The organism is Massilia arenae, from assembly GCF_008014745.1.
Classification (GTDB): Bacteria; Pseudomonadota; Gammaproteobacteria; order Burkholderiales; family Burkholderiaceae_D; genus Telluria; species Telluria arenae.
Genome location: NZ_VPFD01000029.1, coordinates 1 through 16,881, shown reverse-complemented (window position 1 = coordinate 16,881; position 16,881 = coordinate 1). Strand labels below are relative to the sequence as shown.

The 16,881-nt window shown below is 64.5% G+C and carries 17 protein-coding genes; 14 read left to right on the top strand and 3 right to left on the bottom strand.

Going from position 1 to position 16,881, the window contains the following annotated elements; genetic code table 11:
• Positions 1-17 precede the first annotated feature (17 nt).
• Positions 18-443, bottom strand: coding sequence for a thioredoxin family protein (locus FVD38_RS21685; RefSeq protein ID WP_187271671.1), 426 nt, complete (start codon positions 441-443; stop codon positions 18-20).
• A 99-nt stretch (positions 444-542) separates the two neighbouring features.
• Here FVD38_RS21685 and tsaB point away from each other — a divergent pair, with 99 nt between their 5' ends.
• The 4 genes from tsaB to FVD38_RS21665 are packed head-to-tail and all read left to right on the top strand — an operon-like array spanning position 543 to position 3,553.
• On the top strand, positions 543-1,253 hold the full coding sequence (gene tsaB, locus FVD38_RS21680) for a tRNA (adenosine(37)-N6)-threonylcarbamoyltransferase complex dimerization subunit type 1 TsaB (RefSeq protein ID WP_147936703.1): 711 nt from the start codon (positions 543-545) through the stop codon (positions 1,251-1,253).
• Positions 1,250-1,717 carry a ribosomal protein S18-alanine N-acetyltransferase gene (rimI, locus tag FVD38_RS21675; protein WP_147936702.1) on the top strand — a complete coding sequence of 156 codons (468 nt, stop codon included), beginning with the start codon at positions 1,250-1,252 and terminating at the stop codon, positions 1,715-1,717. Before tsaB ends, rimI begins: the two co-directional genes overlap by 4 nt.
• Positions 1,714-2,619: a uracil-DNA glycosylase gene (locus FVD38_RS21670; RefSeq protein ID WP_147936701.1), complete on the top strand. Its 906-nt coding sequence runs from the start codon at positions 1,714-1,716 to the stop codon at positions 2,617-2,619. The genes rimI and FVD38_RS21670 overlap by 4 nt, the downstream gene beginning before the upstream one ends.
• Positions 2,603-3,553 (top strand): DUF1853 family protein, encoded by a 951-nt coding sequence (locus FVD38_RS21665; protein WP_147936700.1) that lies wholly within the window; start codon positions 2,603-2,605, stop codon positions 3,551-3,553. Before FVD38_RS21670 ends, FVD38_RS21665 begins: the two co-directional genes overlap by 17 nt.
• 472 nt (positions 3,554-4,025) lie before the next feature.
• On the opposite strand, the gene lplT is transcribed toward FVD38_RS21665, so the two are convergent.
• The gene (gene lplT / locus FVD38_RS21660; RefSeq protein ID WP_147936699.1) at positions 4,026-5,285 is read right to left on the bottom strand and encodes a lysophospholipid transporter LplT; all 1,260 of its coding nucleotides are present in this window, start codon (positions 5,283-5,285) and stop codon (positions 4,026-4,028) included.
• Positions 5,286-5,444: 159 nt separating this feature from the next.
• On the opposite strand from lplT, the gene alr reads away from it, so the two are divergent.
• The 10 genes from alr (at position 5,445) to phoR (ending at position 15,481) form a co-directional block, all read left to right on the top strand.
• A complete protein-coding gene (gene alr, locus FVD38_RS21655; RefSeq protein ID WP_147936698.1) occupies positions 5,445-6,551 on the top strand; it encodes an alanine racemase in 1,107 nt (368 codons plus the stop codon).
• A 31-nt stretch (positions 6,552-6,582) separates the two neighbouring features.
• On the top strand, positions 6,583-7,959 hold the full coding sequence (gene radA / locus FVD38_RS21650; RefSeq protein ID WP_147936697.1) for a DNA repair protein RadA: 1,377 nt from the start codon (positions 6,583-6,585) through the stop codon (positions 7,957-7,959).
• A 64-nt stretch (positions 7,960-8,023) separates the two neighbouring features.
• Complete coding sequence (locus FVD38_RS21645; RefSeq protein ID WP_308617161.1) at positions 8,024-8,374, top strand: PilZ domain-containing protein; 351 nt, start codon at positions 8,024-8,026, stop codon at positions 8,372-8,374.
• Positions 8,375-8,879: 505 nt separating this feature from the next.
• Positions 8,880-9,914, top strand: coding sequence for a phosphate ABC transporter substrate-binding protein PstS (pstS, locus tag FVD38_RS21640; RefSeq protein ID WP_147936695.1), 1,035 nt, complete (start codon positions 8,880-8,882; stop codon positions 9,912-9,914).
• 95 nt (positions 9,915-10,009) lie between these two features.
• Complete coding sequence (gene pstC, locus FVD38_RS21635) at positions 10,010-11,032, top strand: phosphate ABC transporter permease subunit PstC (protein ID WP_147936694.1); 1,023 nt, start codon at positions 10,010-10,012, stop codon at positions 11,030-11,032.
• Complete coding sequence (gene pstA, locus FVD38_RS21630) at positions 11,032-11,892, top strand: phosphate ABC transporter permease PstA (RefSeq protein WP_147936693.1); 861 nt, start codon at positions 11,032-11,034, stop codon at positions 11,890-11,892. Before pstC ends, pstA begins: the two co-directional genes overlap by 1 nt.
• Before the next feature lie 36 nt (positions 11,893-11,928).
• Positions 11,929-12,717: a phosphate ABC transporter ATP-binding protein PstB gene (pstB, locus tag FVD38_RS21625; protein ID WP_174348361.1), complete on the top strand. Its 789-nt coding sequence runs from the start codon at positions 11,929-11,931 to the stop codon at positions 12,715-12,717.
• Between the two features lie 63 nt (positions 12,718-12,780).
• Complete coding sequence (gene phoU, locus FVD38_RS21620) at positions 12,781-13,479, top strand: phosphate signaling complex protein PhoU (RefSeq protein WP_147936692.1); 699 nt, start codon at positions 12,781-12,783, stop codon at positions 13,477-13,479.
• Positions 13,480-13,483: 4 nt separating this feature from the next.
• Entirely contained in the window at positions 13,484-14,170 is a 687-nt protein-coding gene (locus FVD38_RS21615) for a response regulator (RefSeq protein ID WP_123072181.1), read from the top strand.
• A gap of 18 nt (positions 14,171-14,188) precedes the next feature.
• Positions 14,189-15,481: a phosphate regulon sensor histidine kinase PhoR gene (gene phoR / locus FVD38_RS21610; protein WP_147936691.1), complete on the top strand. Its 1,293-nt coding sequence runs from the start codon at positions 14,189-14,191 to the stop codon at positions 15,479-15,481.
• 17 nt (positions 15,482-15,498) lie between these two features.
• On the opposite strand, the gene FVD38_RS26565 is transcribed toward phoR, so the two are convergent.
• A complete protein-coding gene (locus tag FVD38_RS26565; protein ID WP_441294927.1) occupies positions 15,499-16,668 on the bottom strand; it encodes an IS110 family RNA-guided transposase in 1,170 nt (389 codons plus the stop codon).
• Between the last annotated feature and the right edge of the window lie 213 nt (positions 16,669-16,881).

Here is a 16,881-nt window from a genome sequence, read left to right as displayed (position 1 = left end):
GCGGCGTAGACAGCGGTTCAGTCGTGCGCGCCGAGAAGGATGCGCAGATTGCATTCTTCCTGCCAGGTGCGGCGTTCTTCGCTCGACTGCCCCAGGCGCGCCAGTTCTTCGTCGCTCTGCTCGGCCTGGGCCTGGATCAGCCGATCGGCCACGCCGCCGTCCGGCACCATGGTGCCGAAGAAGGCGACCGTGTCGCCGCGCTGCAGCAGCAGGGTCGGGAAGTTATCGACGTCGAGGTCGCCCACCAGGTCGGCCTGGTCTTCGATGTCGATCCAGACGAACTGCTTGTCCGGGTGGCGCAGCGCCAGCTCTTCGAAGGTGGCGCGGTAGGTGGCGCAGGTGCCGCACCAAGCGGCGCACAGGCAGGCGACGGTCCAGCCGTCGCCATGGACGGCGGCGGCGACGACGTCGCGGGTGGTGGAGTCGAGGGTCAGGCTCTGCATGTGCGGCATTGTACAGCGACTTTTTAATCGTGTTGCACTGCGATGGCGATTCGCGGCGCCACCATGGAAGGCGCCGTGCCGAGAGGTTAAAATAGCGGCATGTCTACCATCCTTGCTATCGAAACCTCGGCCGAGCTGGCGTCCTGCGCGCTGCTGGTCGGGGACAACGTCATCGTGCGCTCGACTCCCGGCGTGCGCAGCCACTCGCAATCGGTCCTGCCCATGGTGCAGGAGTTGTTGAACGAGGCCGGCATCGCGCTGGCCGATTGCGACGCCGTCGCTTTCGGCGCCGGTCCCGGCTCCTTCACCGGCGTGCGCACCGCCTGCGGCGTGGCCCAGGGCCTGGCCTATGGCGCCAAACTACCTGTGCTGCCGCTGGTGACGCTGGAGGCGATGGCCGAAGCCTGCCGCGCCGCCACCGGCGCTGGCGAAGTGCTGGCGGTGCTGGATGCGCGCATGGGCGAGGTGTATTGGGCCCAGTACCGGTTCCTCGATGGTGGCTGGAGCGAGGTGGTGGCGCCGACCCTGTCGGCGCCGCAGGACGTGGCGCCGCTCGCGGCAGAGGGCCTGCAAGCTTGCGGTAATGGCTTCGCAGAGTATGCCGACGCCTTCGCCGGCAAGCCGTTCGCGCAAGCCGCCTTGCCCGAGATCGTGCCGCATGCGCGCGAGCTGGCGCTGCTGGCGCGCGCCGCGCTGGCGGCGGAGCAGGGCGTGCCTGCGGCCCAGGCCCAGCCGATCTACCTGCGCAACAAGGTCGCGTATACGAGCGCCGAGCGTCAGGCAATCAATCAGGCCAAGGCTGGCGCATGAGGGAGCTGGAAGGCACCGGCTTGCGTCTGGCCCCGATGACGGCGGCCGACGTGGACGAGGTATGGGCGCTCGAATGCGGCGTCTTTCCCTATCCCTGGAGCCGTGGTAACTTCGTCGATTCCATGGTCAGCGGCTACGACTGCTGGACCGTGCGCGATGCGGCCGGCGAGCTGGCCGGCTACTATCTGCTGATGTACGCGCTCGACGAGGCGCACCTGCTCGACGTCGCCGTGGCCGGCAAGCGCCAGCGCCAGGGCCTGGGCCGGCGCCTGCTCGACGAGGTCGCGGCGCGCGCGCGCAGCCAGGGCATGACCTCGATCCTGCTCGAGGTGCGGCCGTCGAACGAACGGGCGCTGGACGTGTATCGGCGCCATGGCTATGTCCATATCGGCCGCCGCAAGGGCTATTATCCGGCCGGCCCGGCGAGCCGCGAGGATGCGATCGTGATGAGACTGGATTTATGAAGAACACGAGCCAGCGCGATGCGCTGTTCCTGGCCGAGATGGGCATCGGCCCGCTGTGGCAGCTGCGCGATATGCCGCAGTCCGAGGCGGATCCGGTGGCCGAAATGGCTGTCGTCGAGGCAGCGCCGGAAGCCGTTGCGCCTGCAGCAGCGCCTGCAGTGGCACCTGTTGCTGCACCTGCGCCTGTGTCCGCACCGGCACCTGAGCCAGCACCGGCCGCGCGCGCCCACACGCCGCTGTCCGCGCCGCCTTACCGCAATCCGCCGCCGGTTGCCGACGACTCGGCCTGGGACGACAGCGCCGCGCCCGAACCGGCGGCGCCCGACGTCGCCAATCTGGACTGGGCCGGGCTGCGCCAGGCGATCGTCGCTTGCAAGGATTGCGCCTGCGGCGAAGGCCGCAAGCCGGTGTACGGCGCCGGTCCGCGCCAGGCGCGCTGGCTGATCGCGGCCGGCACCCCGAGCGCGCTCGACGAAGAGGCCGGTCAGCCGCTCACGGGCGACGCCGGCAAGCTGCTCGACAATATGCTGCACGCGGTCGGGCTGGCGCGCGAGCGCGATGTCTATGTCACCCCGCTGGTCAAATGCCGGCCGCTGAACGCGAAAGGCGGCGACCGCGCGCCGACGCCGGGCGAGATTGCCGCCTGCCGTCCCTTCGTCGAACGCGAGCTGGCGCTCACAGGGGCCACGACCGTGCTGACCCTGGGCCAGGTCGCGACCAACGGCCTGCTGGGCCGCGCGCTGCAAGAGCCGCTGGCCGGCGCCCGCGGCGAGGTCCATCGCCTGGGCGAGGTGCCGCTGGTGGCGACCCTGCATCCGGGCGAGCTGCTGCTGCGCGGCGAAAACAAGGCCCAGGCCTGGGCCGACCTGTGCCGGGCGCGATCCCTTGGACCGCGCGGCTAGTTACCAGGCCGGCTTTCACCGCCGCTGGGGGCACCTGCGGCAGGACCGGGTGCGCGCACTGGCCTGGCTGCTCGACTCGCCCGACCTGCTCGACGCGGCCGCGCCTGAGTGGGCCGGCCGCATCGCTACACTGGGCCCCGTCACGCAAGACGCGGCCGACTGGCTGGCCCGACTCGACCTGGACCCCGCCAGGCTCGACGCGGCCTTGGGCGACAAGACCTACACCCGGCTTGGCCTGTACGCCGAAAAACTGATGGCCTTTTATTTCGCAGAGCAGGGCCGACTGGTGCGCCACGGCCTGCAGGTGCGCGCCAGCCGCAACGACACGGTGGGTGAGTTCGACTTCCTGCTCGAGAACGGGCCGGGGGCGCTAACGCACATCGAAATCGCCACCAAGTTCTACCTGCTCGATGGCGGCGGATCGAACGAGTTCGACGCCCTGGTCGGCCCCAACCTGGCCGACACCCTGGGCCTCAAGATGCGCAAGGTCTTCGAGCGCCAGCTGGCGCTGGGCGATCATCCGGCGGCACAGGCGCTGCTGCCGCTCCCCGTGACCCAGGCGCAAGCCCTGGTCAAGGGCTGGCTGTTCTACCCATCCGGCAACTGGCCCGCGATGCGAGGCATCACGGCCGCCCACTGCCGCGGCTTCTGGTGCGCCCTGGACGAGATCGATGACATCGCTGGCGAGGAATTCTTGCTCCTGCCCAAGCTCCAGTGGCTCGCCCCATTGCGCACAGATCCCGCAACGCCACTGATGAACCGTCCCGAACTGCACGCCGCCCTGACGGACCAATTCACATCCTCCGGCACACCAGTACTGATCGCCACCATGCGCCGCCACGACGATTTCATCGAAGAAGTCGACCGCGGCTTTATCGTCCCCACCGACTGGCGCTCCCGCGCCGCACAAATGCAGCTGACCAAGCCAGCCTGACCCTCCAATGAGGGTCAGTGTCAAATTGTTTGACAACTTTCCGCCTCCCCCGGTAATTCGCCCCCGAGTCCTCCCTTTACAGGTGGCCGACTCGACAGTAAGCAATGAGGGTCAGAGTCGAATTGTTTGACAACTTTGAGGAATTGCCCAATAAATCGACACTGACCCTAATTATTTTTTTGCTGGCTGGATCTGTTTAAGTTGAGGTGTGGCAATGAATGAGGAGGATGCTGAGCCGCAGCGGAATGCGCTGAAAGTACATTGCCTAACGCTCCCCAATTTCGTTGCAAAATAATTAGGGTCAGAGTCGATTTGTTGAGCAATTTTCCGCGTCAGCGAGTAATCGGGGACAGAGTGTGCTGCCCGAGCAAGTGCTGGTGGTAACCAGCGCTTTTGTTCGCGCGCCGAGCAATGGCTGACGCGAAACGTTGTCAAACAATTCGACACTGACCCTCATTGGGGTTCTGGGGGGTTAGTGTTTGCCTTCGCCGATCAGGCCGAGCGAGTCGTGTTCGCGCTGGTTGAGGGTGTGGCGGCGTTGGATCAGGAGCATGATGCCGGCGACCGACAGGCCGAAGATGACGATGATGATGTCCAGGTCCAGGTTCAGGGTGATCATCACCGCGTAGGCGGCCAGCATCACCAGGATCGACAGGTTCTCGTTGAAGTTCTGCACCGCGATCGAGTGGCCCGCGCTCATCAACACATGGCCGCGGTGCTGCAGCAGCGCGTTCATCGGCACCACGAAGAAGCCCGACAGGAAGCCGATCAGGGCCAGCAGCGGGTAGGCCACCGTCACCGAGTGCACGAATACCATGCTGGTCACGACCAGGCCCATGATGATGCCCATCGGGATCACCGTCAGCGACTTGCGCAGCGGGATCATGCGCGCCGCCATCGCCGCGCCCAGCGCCACGCCGATCGCGACCACGCCGATCAGGTTGGTGGCCTTGTCCAGCGGCATGCCGAGCGAGCGCTCGGCCCATTTCAGCACGATGAATTGCAGGGTGGCGCCAGCGCCCCAGAACAGCGTCGTCACTGCCAGCGAAATCTGGCCCAGCTTGTCGCGCCACAAGGTGGCCGAGCAGTTGGCGAAGTCGGCGATCAGCTTGGCTGGATTGCGTTCCTGGTGCTCGTAGCGGGCGCCGGTGTCCGGAATGCGCAGGTTGAACAGGGCGGCCAGGAGATAGATGCCGACCACCACCGCCATCGCGGCTTCGGCGCCGGTCGTGAGGCCCAGGCTCGCGAAGGTATCGAACGACAGCAGGAAGGCCGTGCCGCGCTCGCTCACCAGGGTGCCGCCGAGCACGGTGCCGAGAATGATCGACATCACGGTCAGCCCCTCGATCCAGCCATTGGCGGGCACGAGTTTTTCGGGCGGCAGCAGTTCGGTCAGGATGCCGTACTTGGCAGGCGAATACACGGCCGCGCCGAAGCCGACCACGGCATACGAGATCAGGGGATGGATGGTGAAGAACATCAGCGCACAGCCGAAGACCTTGATGATGTTCGCGATGAACATCACGCGCCCCTTGGGCAGCGCATCGGCGAAGGCGCCCACGAAAGCGGCGAGCAAGACGTAGAACAGCACGAACGACAGCTTCAGCAACGGAGTCAGCGATGCCGGCGCATCCATGGCGACGAGCAGGCTGATCGCGACAAACAGGAGCGCGTTATCCGCCAGCGACGAGAAGAACTGCGCCGCCATGATGGTATAGAAACCACGGTTCATTCGAGAATTCACAAATCTGGTCCGGGTTGCTTTATACCATGAATGCATAGACAGGCGAAACGGGAAACGGTGCGACGCCGCCGCCGCGCGGCCCGCTCCGGTAAAATAGGCACTTGACGTTTTATACCGGATTCCTTCCGTTTTTCTTAAAAGATTGCCATGTCGCGCCCGCTCTTTGCCACCATCCACCTCGATTCCATGCAACACAACCTCGCCCAGGCGCGCACTTGCGCGCCGCTGGCGAAGATCTGGGCCGTCGTGAAAGCCGATGCCTACGGCCACGGCCTGGAACGCGCGCTGCGCGGCTTCGCCAGCGCCGACGGCCTGGCGCTGGTCGAGCTGGAAAGCGCGATCCGCCTGCGCCAACTCGGCTGGATCAAGCCGATTCTTTTATTAGAGGGATTCTTCGAAGCGGCCGACGTGCCCCTGCTGGCCGAGCACAATATCGCCACCGCCGTGCACAGCATCGAGCAGGTCAAGCTGCTCGAGTACACCCAGCTGTACCGCCCGATCGACGTCTACCTCAAGATGAACACCGGGATGAACCGCCTGGGCTTTCCGCCCGCTGAATATGCCGCCGCCTGGCAGCGCCTGCACGCGATCCGCGACGTGCGCTCGATCACCCACATGACCCATTTCGCCAATGCCGACGAACTGGAACATCCGCGCCTGACGATCGCCGAGCAGGTGCGGCGCTTCCAGCTGGGGGCGGCCGACCTGGCCGGCGAGCGCAGCCTGTCGAATTCGGGCGGCGTGCTGCACCAGGCCGAACTCGCCGACCAGCTGTCGAACGACTGGGTCCGGCCCGGCATCATGCTGTACGGCGGCACGCCGGGCGGCCGCAGCGCCCAGGAGTTCGGCCTGCGTCCTACCATGACCCTGCGCTCGGAAGTGATCGGCATCCAGCATATCGGGCCGGGCGACACGGTCGGCTACGGCAGCCGCTTCGAGGCTGAAGGCCCGATGACGATCGGCGTGGTGGCCTGCGGCTATGCCGACGGCTACCCGCGCAGCGCGCCGCACGGCACGCCGGTGATCGTCGACGGCGTGCGCACCACCCTGGTCGGCCGGGTCTCGATGGACATGATGACCGTCGACCTGACGCCCATCCCCAACGCCCGCATCGGCAGCAAGGTCACCCTGTGGGGCGATGGATTGCCGATCGACGACGTGGCCCAGGCCGCCGGCACCATCGGCTATGAGCTGATGTGCGCACTGGCGCCGCGCGTGCGCGTGACCGAAGGCCGTCTCGGCACCGACGGTTGAACCGCGGCCCGACAATCCCCATATAGATACGATGGCAAAAGCAAAAACCAATTACACCTGCAGCGAGTGCGGCGCGATCTCCACCCGCTGGACCGGCCAGTGCGCCGACTGCAAGGCCTGGAACACCATGGTCGAGACGGTGGTCGACACGCCGGGCGTCAATCGCATGTCGCAGACCCCGCACCGCAGCCTGGCGCAGACCGCGCCGGTGCTGTCCCTGGCCGACATCGAGGCGATCGACGTGCCGCGCTTCGGCACCGGCATCGAGGAATTCGACCGCGTGCTGGGCGGCGGCCTGGTGGCCGGCGGCGTGGTCCTGATCGGCGGCGACCCCGGCATCGGCAAGTCGACCCTGCTGCTGCAGGCGCTGTCGAGCCTTTCCACCGTCCGCAGCACCCTCTACGTCAGCGGCGAAGAATCCGGCGCCCAGATCGCGCTGCGCGCCAAGCGCCTGGCGGTGGATGCGAAAGACCTGAAATTGCAGGCCGAGATCCAGCTCGAGAAAATCCTCGGCACCATCGCCGACTTGAAGCCCGACGTGGTGGTGATCGACTCGATCCAGACCATGTATTCGGATGCGCTCACGTCGGCCCCCGGCTCGGTGGCCCAGGTGCGCGAGTGCGCGGCCCAGCTCACGCGGGTGGCCAAGCAGACCGGCGTCACCATCATCCTGGTCGGCCACGTCACCAAGGAGGGCGCGCTGGCCGGCCCGCGCGTGCTGGAACACATCGTCGATACCGTGCTGTACTTCGAAGGCGATACGCAGTCGAGCTATCGCCTGGTGCGGGCGATCAAGAACCGCTTCGGCGCGGTGAACGAGCTGGGCGTGTTCGCGATGACCGAGAAAGGCCTGAAGGGCGTGTCGAATCCGTCCGCCCTGTTCCTGTCGCAGCACGACAGCCAGGTGCCGGGTTCCTGCGTGATGGTGACGCAGGAGGGCACGAGGCCGCTGCTGGTGGAGATCCAGGCACTGGTCGACACCAGCCACCTGCCCAACGCGCGCCGCCTGTCCGTTGGGTTGGAACAGAATCGCCTGGCGATGCTGCTGGCGGTGCTGCACCGGCACGCCGGCATCGCGGCTTTCGACCAGGACGTGTTCATCAATGCGGTCGGCGGCGTCAAGATCACCGAACCGGCGGCCGATCTTGCCGTGCTCCTGGCGATCAACTCGTCGATGCGCAACAAGCCGCTGCCGCGCGGGCTGGTGGTGTTCGGCGAGGTCGGCCTGGCCGGCGAGATCCGGCCGGCGCCGCGCGGCCAGGAACGCCTGCGCGAGGCGGCCAAGCTGGGCTTCTCGCTGGCTGTGATCCCGAAATCGAATGCGCCGAAGGGCAAGATCGAGGGTATGCGCATCATTACCGTCGAACGCATCGAGGAGGCGTTTAATAAATTGCGCGAGGTCGACTGATCGTCAATACCTGCCCAGCGGGCTGGGCTATTGTCTGTCGGATTTCTCGAAAGATTCTATAATTGTGTCTTGTTCACTGTATTCGGCTAAACACGTGTATCAAGACCAAAGGAAATCTCCACGCAAGGTGTACCGCACCAAGGCGATGATCGCCATCGACGGCCAGCCGCCCGTCGGCGGCAAGACCACCGACGTCGGCGCCAACGGCGTGAGCATCAACCTGGCCGATCCGCTGGCGGTCGGGCAGGGCGGACAACTGGCCTTCGACCTGCTGGTCGAGGGCAGCTTCTTCACCATCAATACGCGGGTCAAGGTGTCGTATTGCATTTTCAGCAGCGGCGAATTCAAGGTCGGCTTCCAGTTCCTGCAGCCCGACCTGGCCGCGGTGACGGCGCTGGCGCGCTTCATGCGATAAATGTCATGAAGGCGGCAGTTCGACAATAGCGCCTTGTATACGACAAGCGGCGAGCGCCATCGGCCTCGCCGTCTGCTGTATTGGCCCACTGAGCGGGCCATGCGCTATTCGTGATAGCGGTCGTGTAAATCGGAGGAACTGCCGCGCACTTCCTGGTAAATCTCGAACGCCACGAGGGCGGCCAGTCCGCTCAGTATCCCCATCACCATCAGATCTAACATATAAAACAAAACGCCTGTCGGCATCCCCTCCATGTCATGACTACCATCTCAGGTTAGCAGGCAATGGTGTATTTACAAGTGCCCACAATGCGGAACATGACTATATTCGGCTGACGCCGATTTCCATCCGCGCGCCGCGTCGCGCCCGGGGATGACATCCTTGCGCGCGTGTCATGTTCATGTCACATTGGCCAAATATGTCATGAACCTGTCACATTCGCCCGTTAGACTGCGGCTCATCGTCAGCGGGACCGTCCCGTGGTGTCACTTCCAAAGGATCCGATATGCGCATGAAGCACTTCTTCGTCTCGATCGCCCTGGCTGCAACGGCATTTTCCGCCAGCGCCCAGAACGTCAACATCACCGGCGCCGGCGCGACCTTCCCATACCCGATCTATGCCAAGTGGGCCGAGCTGTACAAGGCGGCGTCCGGCGTCGGCCTGAACTACCAGTCGGTGGGTTCGGGCGCCGGCATCAAGCAGATCAAGGCCAAGACCGTCGACTTCGGCGCGTCCGACATGCCGCTGGCAGCGAATGAACTGAATGCCGCGGGCCTGTTCCAGTTCCCGGCCATCATGGGCGGCGTGGTGCCGATCGTGAACCTGGACGGCATCGCCCCGGGCCAGATGAAACTGAGCGGCGCCGTCATCGCCGACATCTACATGGGCAAGATCGTCAAGTGGAACGCGCCGCAGATCGCCGCGCTGAACCCGGGCGTCAAGCTGCCGGCCACCGACATCACCGTCGTGCGCCGCGCCGACAGCTCGGGCACCTCGTTCCTGTGGACCGACTACCTGAGCAAGGTCAGCCCGACCTGGAAATCGACCATCGGCGCCGGCACCACCGTCAAGTGGGCAGTGGGCGTGGGCGGCAAGGGCAATGAAGGCGTGGCCGCCAACGTGCAACGCATCAAGGGCGGCATCGGCTACGTCGAGTGGGCCTACGCCAAGAAGAACAAGATGTCGCACACCCAGCTGCAAGGCGCTGACGGCAGCTGGCTGCAGCCTTCGGACGACGCCTTCAAGGCCGCCGCCGCCGGCGCCGACTGGAAGGGCACCCCGGGCTTCGCGGTGGTCCTGACCAACCAGGCTGGCAAGGGCGCATGGCCCGTGACCGGCGCCTCCTACATCCTGGTCCACAAGACCCAGGCTGCCGCCAAGGGCCAGCAAGTGCTGAAGTTCTTCGACTGGGCGTACAAGAACGGCGCGCCGTCGGCCGCCGAACTGGACTACGTGCCGATGCCGGCCGAAGTCGCCAAGCTGGTGCAGGATGCCTGGCGCGCCAACCTGAAGGACGCGTCCGGCAAGGCGCTCTGGTAATCCACATTTCCTCAACCCGGAAGGGCCGGCGCGACCGGTCTTTCCGCATGCCAGCGATATTGACAAAACGATATTGATAACGAGTCCATAAGACCATGAGCGCCCACCCATCCGTCACCGTAAACGACCTGTCCGACAAGGCCGCAGCCGAAGACGCCCGCCACTACGAAGCCTTGCGCGGCACCATGCGCAACCAGCGTATCCAGGACTTCTTCTTCCACAAGATCACCTTGCTGTTCGCCGCTTCGGTGCTGCTGGTGCTGGTCGGAATCATCATCTCGCTGGCGATCGGCGCCGCGCCGGCATTCAGCCAGTTCGGGCCGGGCTTCATCACCCGCGTCGAATGGGATCCGGTGAACGACGAATTCGGCGCCATGATCGCGATCTGGGGCACGCTGGCCACCTCGATCATCGCGCTGGCGGTCGCGTTCCCGATCAGTTTCGGGATCGCCCTGTTCCTCACCGAGATTTGCCCGGCCTGGCTGCGCCGCCCGCTGGGCACCGCGGTCGAGCTGCTGGCCGGCGTGCCGTCGATCATCTACGGCATGTGGGGCCTGTTCGTGTTTGCGCCCTTGTTCGCGGAGTACGTGCAGCCGGCGCTGAAGGAAACCATCGGCCAGCTGCCGATCATCGGGGCCATCTTCCAGGGACCGACCATGGGCATCGGCATCATGACCGCCGGCCTGATCCTGGCGATCATGATCATTCCCTTCATCGCTTCGGTGATGCGCGACGTGTTCGAGATCGTGCCGACCGTGCTCAAGGAATCGGCGTATGGCCTGGGCTGCACCCGGTGGGAAGTGGTGCGCAAGGTCGTGCTGCCGTACACCCGCAACGGTGTGGTGGGCGGCGTGATGCTGGGCCTGGGCCGCGCGCTGGGCGAGACCATGGCAGTCACCTTCGTGATCGGTAATGCCCACTCGCTGTCGGCGTCGCTGTTCTCGCCGGGTAATTCGATTTCGTCGACCCTGGCCAACGAGTTTGCCGAAGCAGCTACCGCGCTGCATTCGTCGTCGCTGTTTGCGCTGGCCCTGATCCTGTTCGGCATCACCTTCATCGTGCTGTCGGCCGCCAAGCTGATGCTGGTGGGTATGTCGCGTAACGAAGGCACCAAATAATGAATAACGCTGTCAAGAACCCTGTTTATCGCAAGCGCCTGCTGGCGCACCGCATCGGCATTACCCTGTCGGTGTGCGCCATGGGCATCGGCCTGGCCTTCCTGGCCTGGATCTTGTGGACCCTGCTGTACAACGGCCTGGGCGGCTTGAGCTCGACCCTGCTGACGGCCGATACGCCAGCCCCGGGCACCCCGGGTGGCGGCTTGCGCAACGCCATTGTCGGTAGCGTGATGATGGTCGGCCTGTCGACCCTGGTCTCGACCCCGATCGGCATCCTGGCCGGCATCTATCTGGCAGAGTACGGCGAGAACAACAAGTTCGCACAGATCACGCGCTTCGTGACCGACATCATGCTTTCGGCGCCATCGATCGTGATCGGCCTGTTCGTGTACGCGATCTACGTGGCCAATGTGCAGCACTTCTCGGGCTACGCCGGCGCCATCGCGCTGTCCCTGATCGCGGTGCCGGTGGTGGTGCGTACGACCGACAATATGCTGCGCCTGGTGCCAGCCAGCCTGCTTGAAGCCGCCTACGCCCTCGGTGCGCCGCACTGGAAGGTGGCGATCACGGTGCGCCTGCGCGCCGTCAAGGCCGGCGTCGTGACCGGCGTGCTGCTGGCGATTGCCCGCGTCACCGGTGAGACCGCGCCGCTGCTGTTCACCGCGCTGAACAACCAGTTCTACAGCAACGACATGAACGCGCCGCTGGCCAACCTGCCGGTGGTGATCTACACCTACGCCATGAGCCCGTATGACGACTGGCGCTCGCTGGCCTGGGCCGGCGCACTGCTGGTGACTGCTACCGTGCTGTTGCTGAACATCCTGTCGCGGACCCTGTTTAGCCAAAAAACTCCGCGTTAATCTACCCTGATAAAAGACAAAGTGATGAACCAAGCCATGCTCAATACGACTCCGACCCCGGCCGCTGCAAAAGCCAAGACGATCGAAATCGAAGGCCTGAACTTTTTTTACGGTAAGACGCAGAGCCTCAAGGATGTCTCGCTCGACATCCACGCCAAGCAGGTGACGGCCTTTATCGGCCCGTCGGGCTGCGGCAAGTCGACCCTGCTGCGCACGCTGAACCGGATGTACGACCTGTACCCGGGCCAGCGCGCCGAAGGCTCGATCATGTACCGCGGCCGCAACATCCTGGAGCCGGGTGTCGACGTCAACATGCTGCGCGCCAAGGTCGGCATGGTGTTCCAGAAGCCGACCCCATTCCCGATGTCGATCTACGACAACATCGCCTTCGGCGTGCGCCTGTACGAAAACCTGTCGAAGGGCGAGATGGACGAGCGCGTCGAGTGGGCCCTGAAAAAGGCGGCCCTGTGGGAAGAAGCCAAGGACAAATTGAACAAGAGCGGCCTGTCGCTGTCGGGCGGCCAGCAGCAGCGCCTGTGCATCGCGCGCGGCGTGGCGGTCAAGCCAGACGTCCTGCTGCTCGACGAACCGACCTCGGCGCTGGACCCGATCTCGACCGCCAAGATCGAAGAACTGATCAGCGAGCTGAAGCAGGATTACACGATCACCATCGTGACCCATAATATGCAACAAGCCGCGCGTTGCTCGGATTACACTGCCTACATGTATCTTGGCGAGCTGGTCGAATTCGGCGAGACCGACCAGATCTTCATGAATCCGGCGCGCAAGGAAACGCAAGACTATATTACCGGCCGCTTCGGCTGATTCTACCGGTTGCTCATTTTGCCGGCCCCCGCCGGCTTCACAAGAAAATTTGACGGAGAAGTTATGACAGGCGAGCATTCATCCAAGCAGTACGACCAGGAACTCGAGGGCATCCGTTCCCAGGTCTTGCTGATGGGCGGCATGGTGGAAACCCAGTTCGAGGAAGCGCTCGAGTGCTTCCGCATCGGCGACATCCCGCGCGCCGAGCGCGTGATGGCCGAAGACCAGGCCGTCAACCAGCTCGAAGTCTCGCTCGACGACGCCTGCAGCCACCTGATCGTCAAGCGCCAGCCGACCGCCAATGACCTGCGCACCGTGATGGCCACCATCAAGGTCATCACCGACCTGGAGCGCATCGGCGACGAGGCGACCAAGGTCGCGCGCACCGCCAAGAGCTTGCACGAGCGCGGCGTTACGGGCTTCGCCCACTACGACATGATCCGCACCATCGCCAAGGCGACCTCGGAACTGTTGCACGATTCGCTGGATGCGTTTGCGCGCCTGGACGGCAAGCAGGCCTTGCAGATCATCGCCGGCGACGAGGTGATTGACCACGAGTTCCGCACCATCCTGCGCAGCATGGTTACCTATATGATGGAAGACCCGCGCACGATCTCGTCGGCGCTGGACACGCTGTGGGTGGCGAAGGCGATCGAGCGCATCGGCGACCACGCCAAGAACATCGCCGAGTACGTGATCTACGTGGTCGAAGGCCGCGACATCCGTCACAGCAAGGTAGTGCTCGACCAGGTGGCGGAATAACACGATGGCAGACAACACCTCGGTCCTGGTCGTTGAAGACGAGCCGGCGATCGTCGAGCTGGTGACGTATTCTCTGCGCGAGGCTGGCTGGGACATCCGCACCGCCGACACCACCGCCGGCGCCTGGGAGAGCATCAGCCGGGGCAAGCCCGACCTGCTGCTGCTCGACTGGATGCTGCCCGACCAGAGCGGCCTGCGTTTGCTGTCGCGCCTGCGCGCCGACCGCGACTTCCAGGACCTGCCGGTGATCATGCTGACGGCAAAGAGCATGGAAGAGGACAAGCTGGCGGGCCTGAACAACGGCGCCGACGACTACATCACCAAGCCGTTCTCGCCGCGCGAACTGCTGGCGCGTTCACGCGCGCTGCTGCGCCGCAAATCGCCGCACCTGGCCGAGGCGCCGCTGCGTGCCGGCACGGTGACGCTCGATCCGAACAGCTGCACCGTCACGGTGGAGAACCAGCAGATCGACATCGGCAATGCCGAGTACAAGCTCTTGAAGTACCTGATGGCGCATCGGGAGCGCGTGTTCTCGCGCGCCCAGCTGCTCGACAAGGTGTGGGGCGACCATGCCGTGATCGAGGAGCGCACGGTCGACGTGCACGTGCTGCGCCTGCGCAAGGCATTGAAAAGCGCCGATGGCTTGATCCGCACGGTGCGCAGCGTCGGCTACATGCTGTCCGAGAAATAAGCGGTGTCGAAGGAAGCGATGAATCCCAAGCTGTTGTTCTGGGTGCCGGCGCTGCTGCGCACGGCGCTGCTGTTCGCCGTGTCCGGCGTGGTGTGGTGGTGGTTCGGTCTCGTGGCCGCGCTGGCGCTGGCGCTGGCCGGGATGGCGGTCGCCGTGTTCACGCAATTGTCGTACCTGTACAAGCTGGGCGAGTGGCTGGAAGAGCCGCACAGCACGCGCCTGCCGGACGGCTGGGGCGCCTGGACCGATGCGTTTGCCCGTCTGTACCGCCTGCGGCGCGACGACGAGCGCCACCAGGCCGAACTGACCGAATGGCTGGCGCGCTTCCGCCAGGCGATGCACCTGCTGCCGGAAGGCGTTGCCATCATGGACGACGTGCTGTTCCTGGAGTGGTGCAATCCGGCGGTCGAGCGTCACCTGGGCCTGACGATGGAGCGCGACAAGGGCCTGCGCGTCACGAACCTGGTGCGCCATCCGGACTTCATCGACTACATCGTGCTGGGGCGCTACGAGCAGCCGTTGACGCTATCGTTCCGCGGCCGCAAGCTGGAATGCCGCATCATCCCGTTCGAGAACCGGCGCCAGATCCTGGTGACGCACGACGCCACCGACACCGAGCGCATCGAAGCGATGCGGCGCGACTTCATCGCCAACGCCTCGCACGAGCTGCGCACGCCGCTGACGGTGATCGTGGGCTTCCTCGAGATCGCGCTGTCCGATCCGGGCATCGACGTCGCCACGCGGATGTCGCACCTGAACCTGATGACGGAGCAGGCGCACCGCATGCAGCGCCTGATCCAGGACATGCTGACCCTGTCGCGGCTGGAGTCCGACGAATATCCCATGAAGCGCGAGCGGGTGGACATACGCAGCCTGATCGACTCGATCGCCGCCGAGGCGCGCGCGCTCTCGGGCGGCCGGCACACGATCGACGTGGCGGTTGACGGCCCCGACGTGATGGGCAGCATGGAAGAACTGCGCAGCGCCTTCGCCAACCTGGCCTCGAACGCGGTGCGCTACTCGCCCAACGGCGGTACGATCCGCCTGGCCTGGACCCGCGGCGCGGATGCGCTGAGTTTCGCGGTAACGGATTGCGGCATCGGCATCGACCCCGAACACATCCCGCGCCTGACCGAGCGTTTCTACCGCGTCGACAAGAGCCGCTCGCGCGAAACCCAGGGCACCGGCCTCGGCCTGGCGATCGTCAAGCACGTCCTGCTGCGCCACGGCGGCAAGCTGACAATCACCTCGCATCCCGGCAAAGGCAGCACCTTCTCCGCCTCGCTCCCCAACACCTCACTCCCCGCCTAACCCCCCTCCAATTAGGGTCAGATACCGTCTTGGATTGCAAGATTTTTGTGAAGGTAATTGGCGTCAAACGGCTTGCCGGTTCGGATGACGCCATAGATCAGGTGTGCCAGCTTATGTGTGACGGCGCTGATCACCGCTCGCTTGGCCATGCCGTTCGCTAGAAGGCGTTCGGCAAATTGACGAAGGATAGGGTTGTGGCGGCGTGCGACCATGCTCGGCATGAATAGCGCTGCCCGTAGCGATGTGTTGCCCGTTTTGCTCACCATCGTTCGGCCTTTGAGCGACGTGCCTGATGTTCTCTGTTTTGGGGTAAGCCCCAGAAAAGCGGCGAAGGCTTTCGCATTCTTGAAGCGTCGGATGTCACCAAGGTGGCCCAGTACTCGGGCGACCGTCGTNACGGCGCTGATCACCGCTCGCTTGGCCATGCCGTTCGCTAGAAGGCGTTCGGCAAATTGACGAAGGATAGGGTTGTGGCGGCGTGCGACCATGCTCGGCATGAAGAGCGCGGCCCGTAGTGAGCTATTGCCTGTTTTGCTCACCATCGTTCGGCCTTTGAGCGACGTGCCTGATGCTCTCTGTTTTGGGGTAAGGCCCAGAAAAGCGGCGAAGGCTTTCGCATTCTTGAAGCGTCGGATGTCGCCAAGGTGGCCCAGTACTCGGGCGACCGTCGTCGCCCCCAGGCCAGGGATGCTGGCGATGAGTGCCGCATCGTTCTTCAATCCAGGATGCCTGTCGATGTGGTCGTCGATCTCATCCTGGAGCTTTCGAATCTCGGCATCGAGCCACTTGATGTGCTCGGCAACGTTGGCTGCAACGTCTCTCAGCCCAGCCACCATGTGCGCCTCTATGCGATTCTCTTCCTGCTGCCGAATGTCCTTCAGGGACTGGACGCGCAAGGTCCATGCACGCAGCTGGCGCTGCTCAAGCGGAGGTGGAGTCCAAGTATCTGGGCTCATCGCCGCGCAGTAGCGCGCGATAAGACCAGCGTCGATTTCGTCGTTCTTGTTGCGGATGTTCTCGCCCAGTCCAAAGCCCTTGATACAGGCTGGATTGACCACGCTGACATTGAAGCCCTCAGCGTGGAGCGTCGTGGCGATCGCNTCATCCTGGAGCTTTCGAATCTCGGCATCGAGCCACTTGATGTGCTCGGCAACGTTGGCTGCAACGTCTCTCAGCCCAGCCACCATGTGCGCCTCTATGCGGTTCTCTTCCTGCTGCCGAATGTCCTTCAGGGACTGGACGCGCAAGGTCCATGCACGCAGCTGGCGCTGCTCAAGCGGAGGCGGAGTCCAAGGATCTGGGCTCATCGCCGCGCAGTAGCGCGCGATAAGACCAGCGTCGATTTCGTCGTTCTTGTTGCGGATGTTTTCGCCCAGTCCAAAGCCCTTGATACAGGCTGG

Coding starts and splice junctions, on each gene's coding strand:
- FVD38_RS21685 (WP_187271671.1), bottom strand. CDS start 443: ATGCAGAGCCTGACCCTCGACTCCACCACCCGCGACGTCGTCGCCGCC.
- tsaB (WP_147936703.1), top strand. CDS start 543: ATGTCTACCATCCTTGCTATCGAAACCTCGGCCGAGCTGGCGTCCTGC.
- rimI (WP_147936702.1), top strand. CDS start 1,250: ATGAGGGAGCTGGAAGGCACCGGCTTGCGTCTGGCCCCGATGACGGCG.
- FVD38_RS21670 (WP_147936701.1), top strand. CDS start 1,714: ATGAAGAACACGAGCCAGCGCGATGCGCTGTTCCTGGCCGAGATGGGC.
- lplT (WP_147936699.1), bottom strand. CDS start 5,285: ATGAACCGTGGTTTCTATACCATCATGGCGGCGCAGTTCTTCTCGTCG.
- alr (WP_147936698.1), top strand. CDS start 5,445: ATGTCGCGCCCGCTCTTTGCCACCATCCACCTCGATTCCATGCAACAC.
- radA (WP_147936697.1), top strand. CDS start 6,583: ATGGCAAAAGCAAAAACCAATTACACCTGCAGCGAGTGCGGCGCGATC.
- pstS (WP_147936695.1), top strand. CDS start 8,880: ATGCGCATGAAGCACTTCTTCGTCTCGATCGCCCTGGCTGCAACGGCA.
- pstC (WP_147936694.1), top strand. CDS start 10,010: ATGAGCGCCCACCCATCCGTCACCGTAAACGACCTGTCCGACAAGGCC.
- pstA (WP_147936693.1), top strand. CDS start 11,032: ATGAATAACGCTGTCAAGAACCCTGTTTATCGCAAGCGCCTGCTGGCG.
- pstB (WP_174348361.1), top strand. CDS start 11,929: ATGCTCAATACGACTCCGACCCCGGCCGCTGCAAAAGCCAAGACGATC.
- phoU (WP_147936692.1), top strand. CDS start 12,781: ATGACAGGCGAGCATTCATCCAAGCAGTACGACCAGGAACTCGAGGGC.
- FVD38_RS21615 (WP_123072181.1), top strand. CDS start 13,484: ATGGCAGACAACACCTCGGTCCTGGTCGTTGAAGACGAGCCGGCGATC.
- phoR (WP_147936691.1), top strand. CDS start 14,189: ATGAATCCCAAGCTGTTGTTCTGGGTGCCGGCGCTGCTGCGCACGGCG.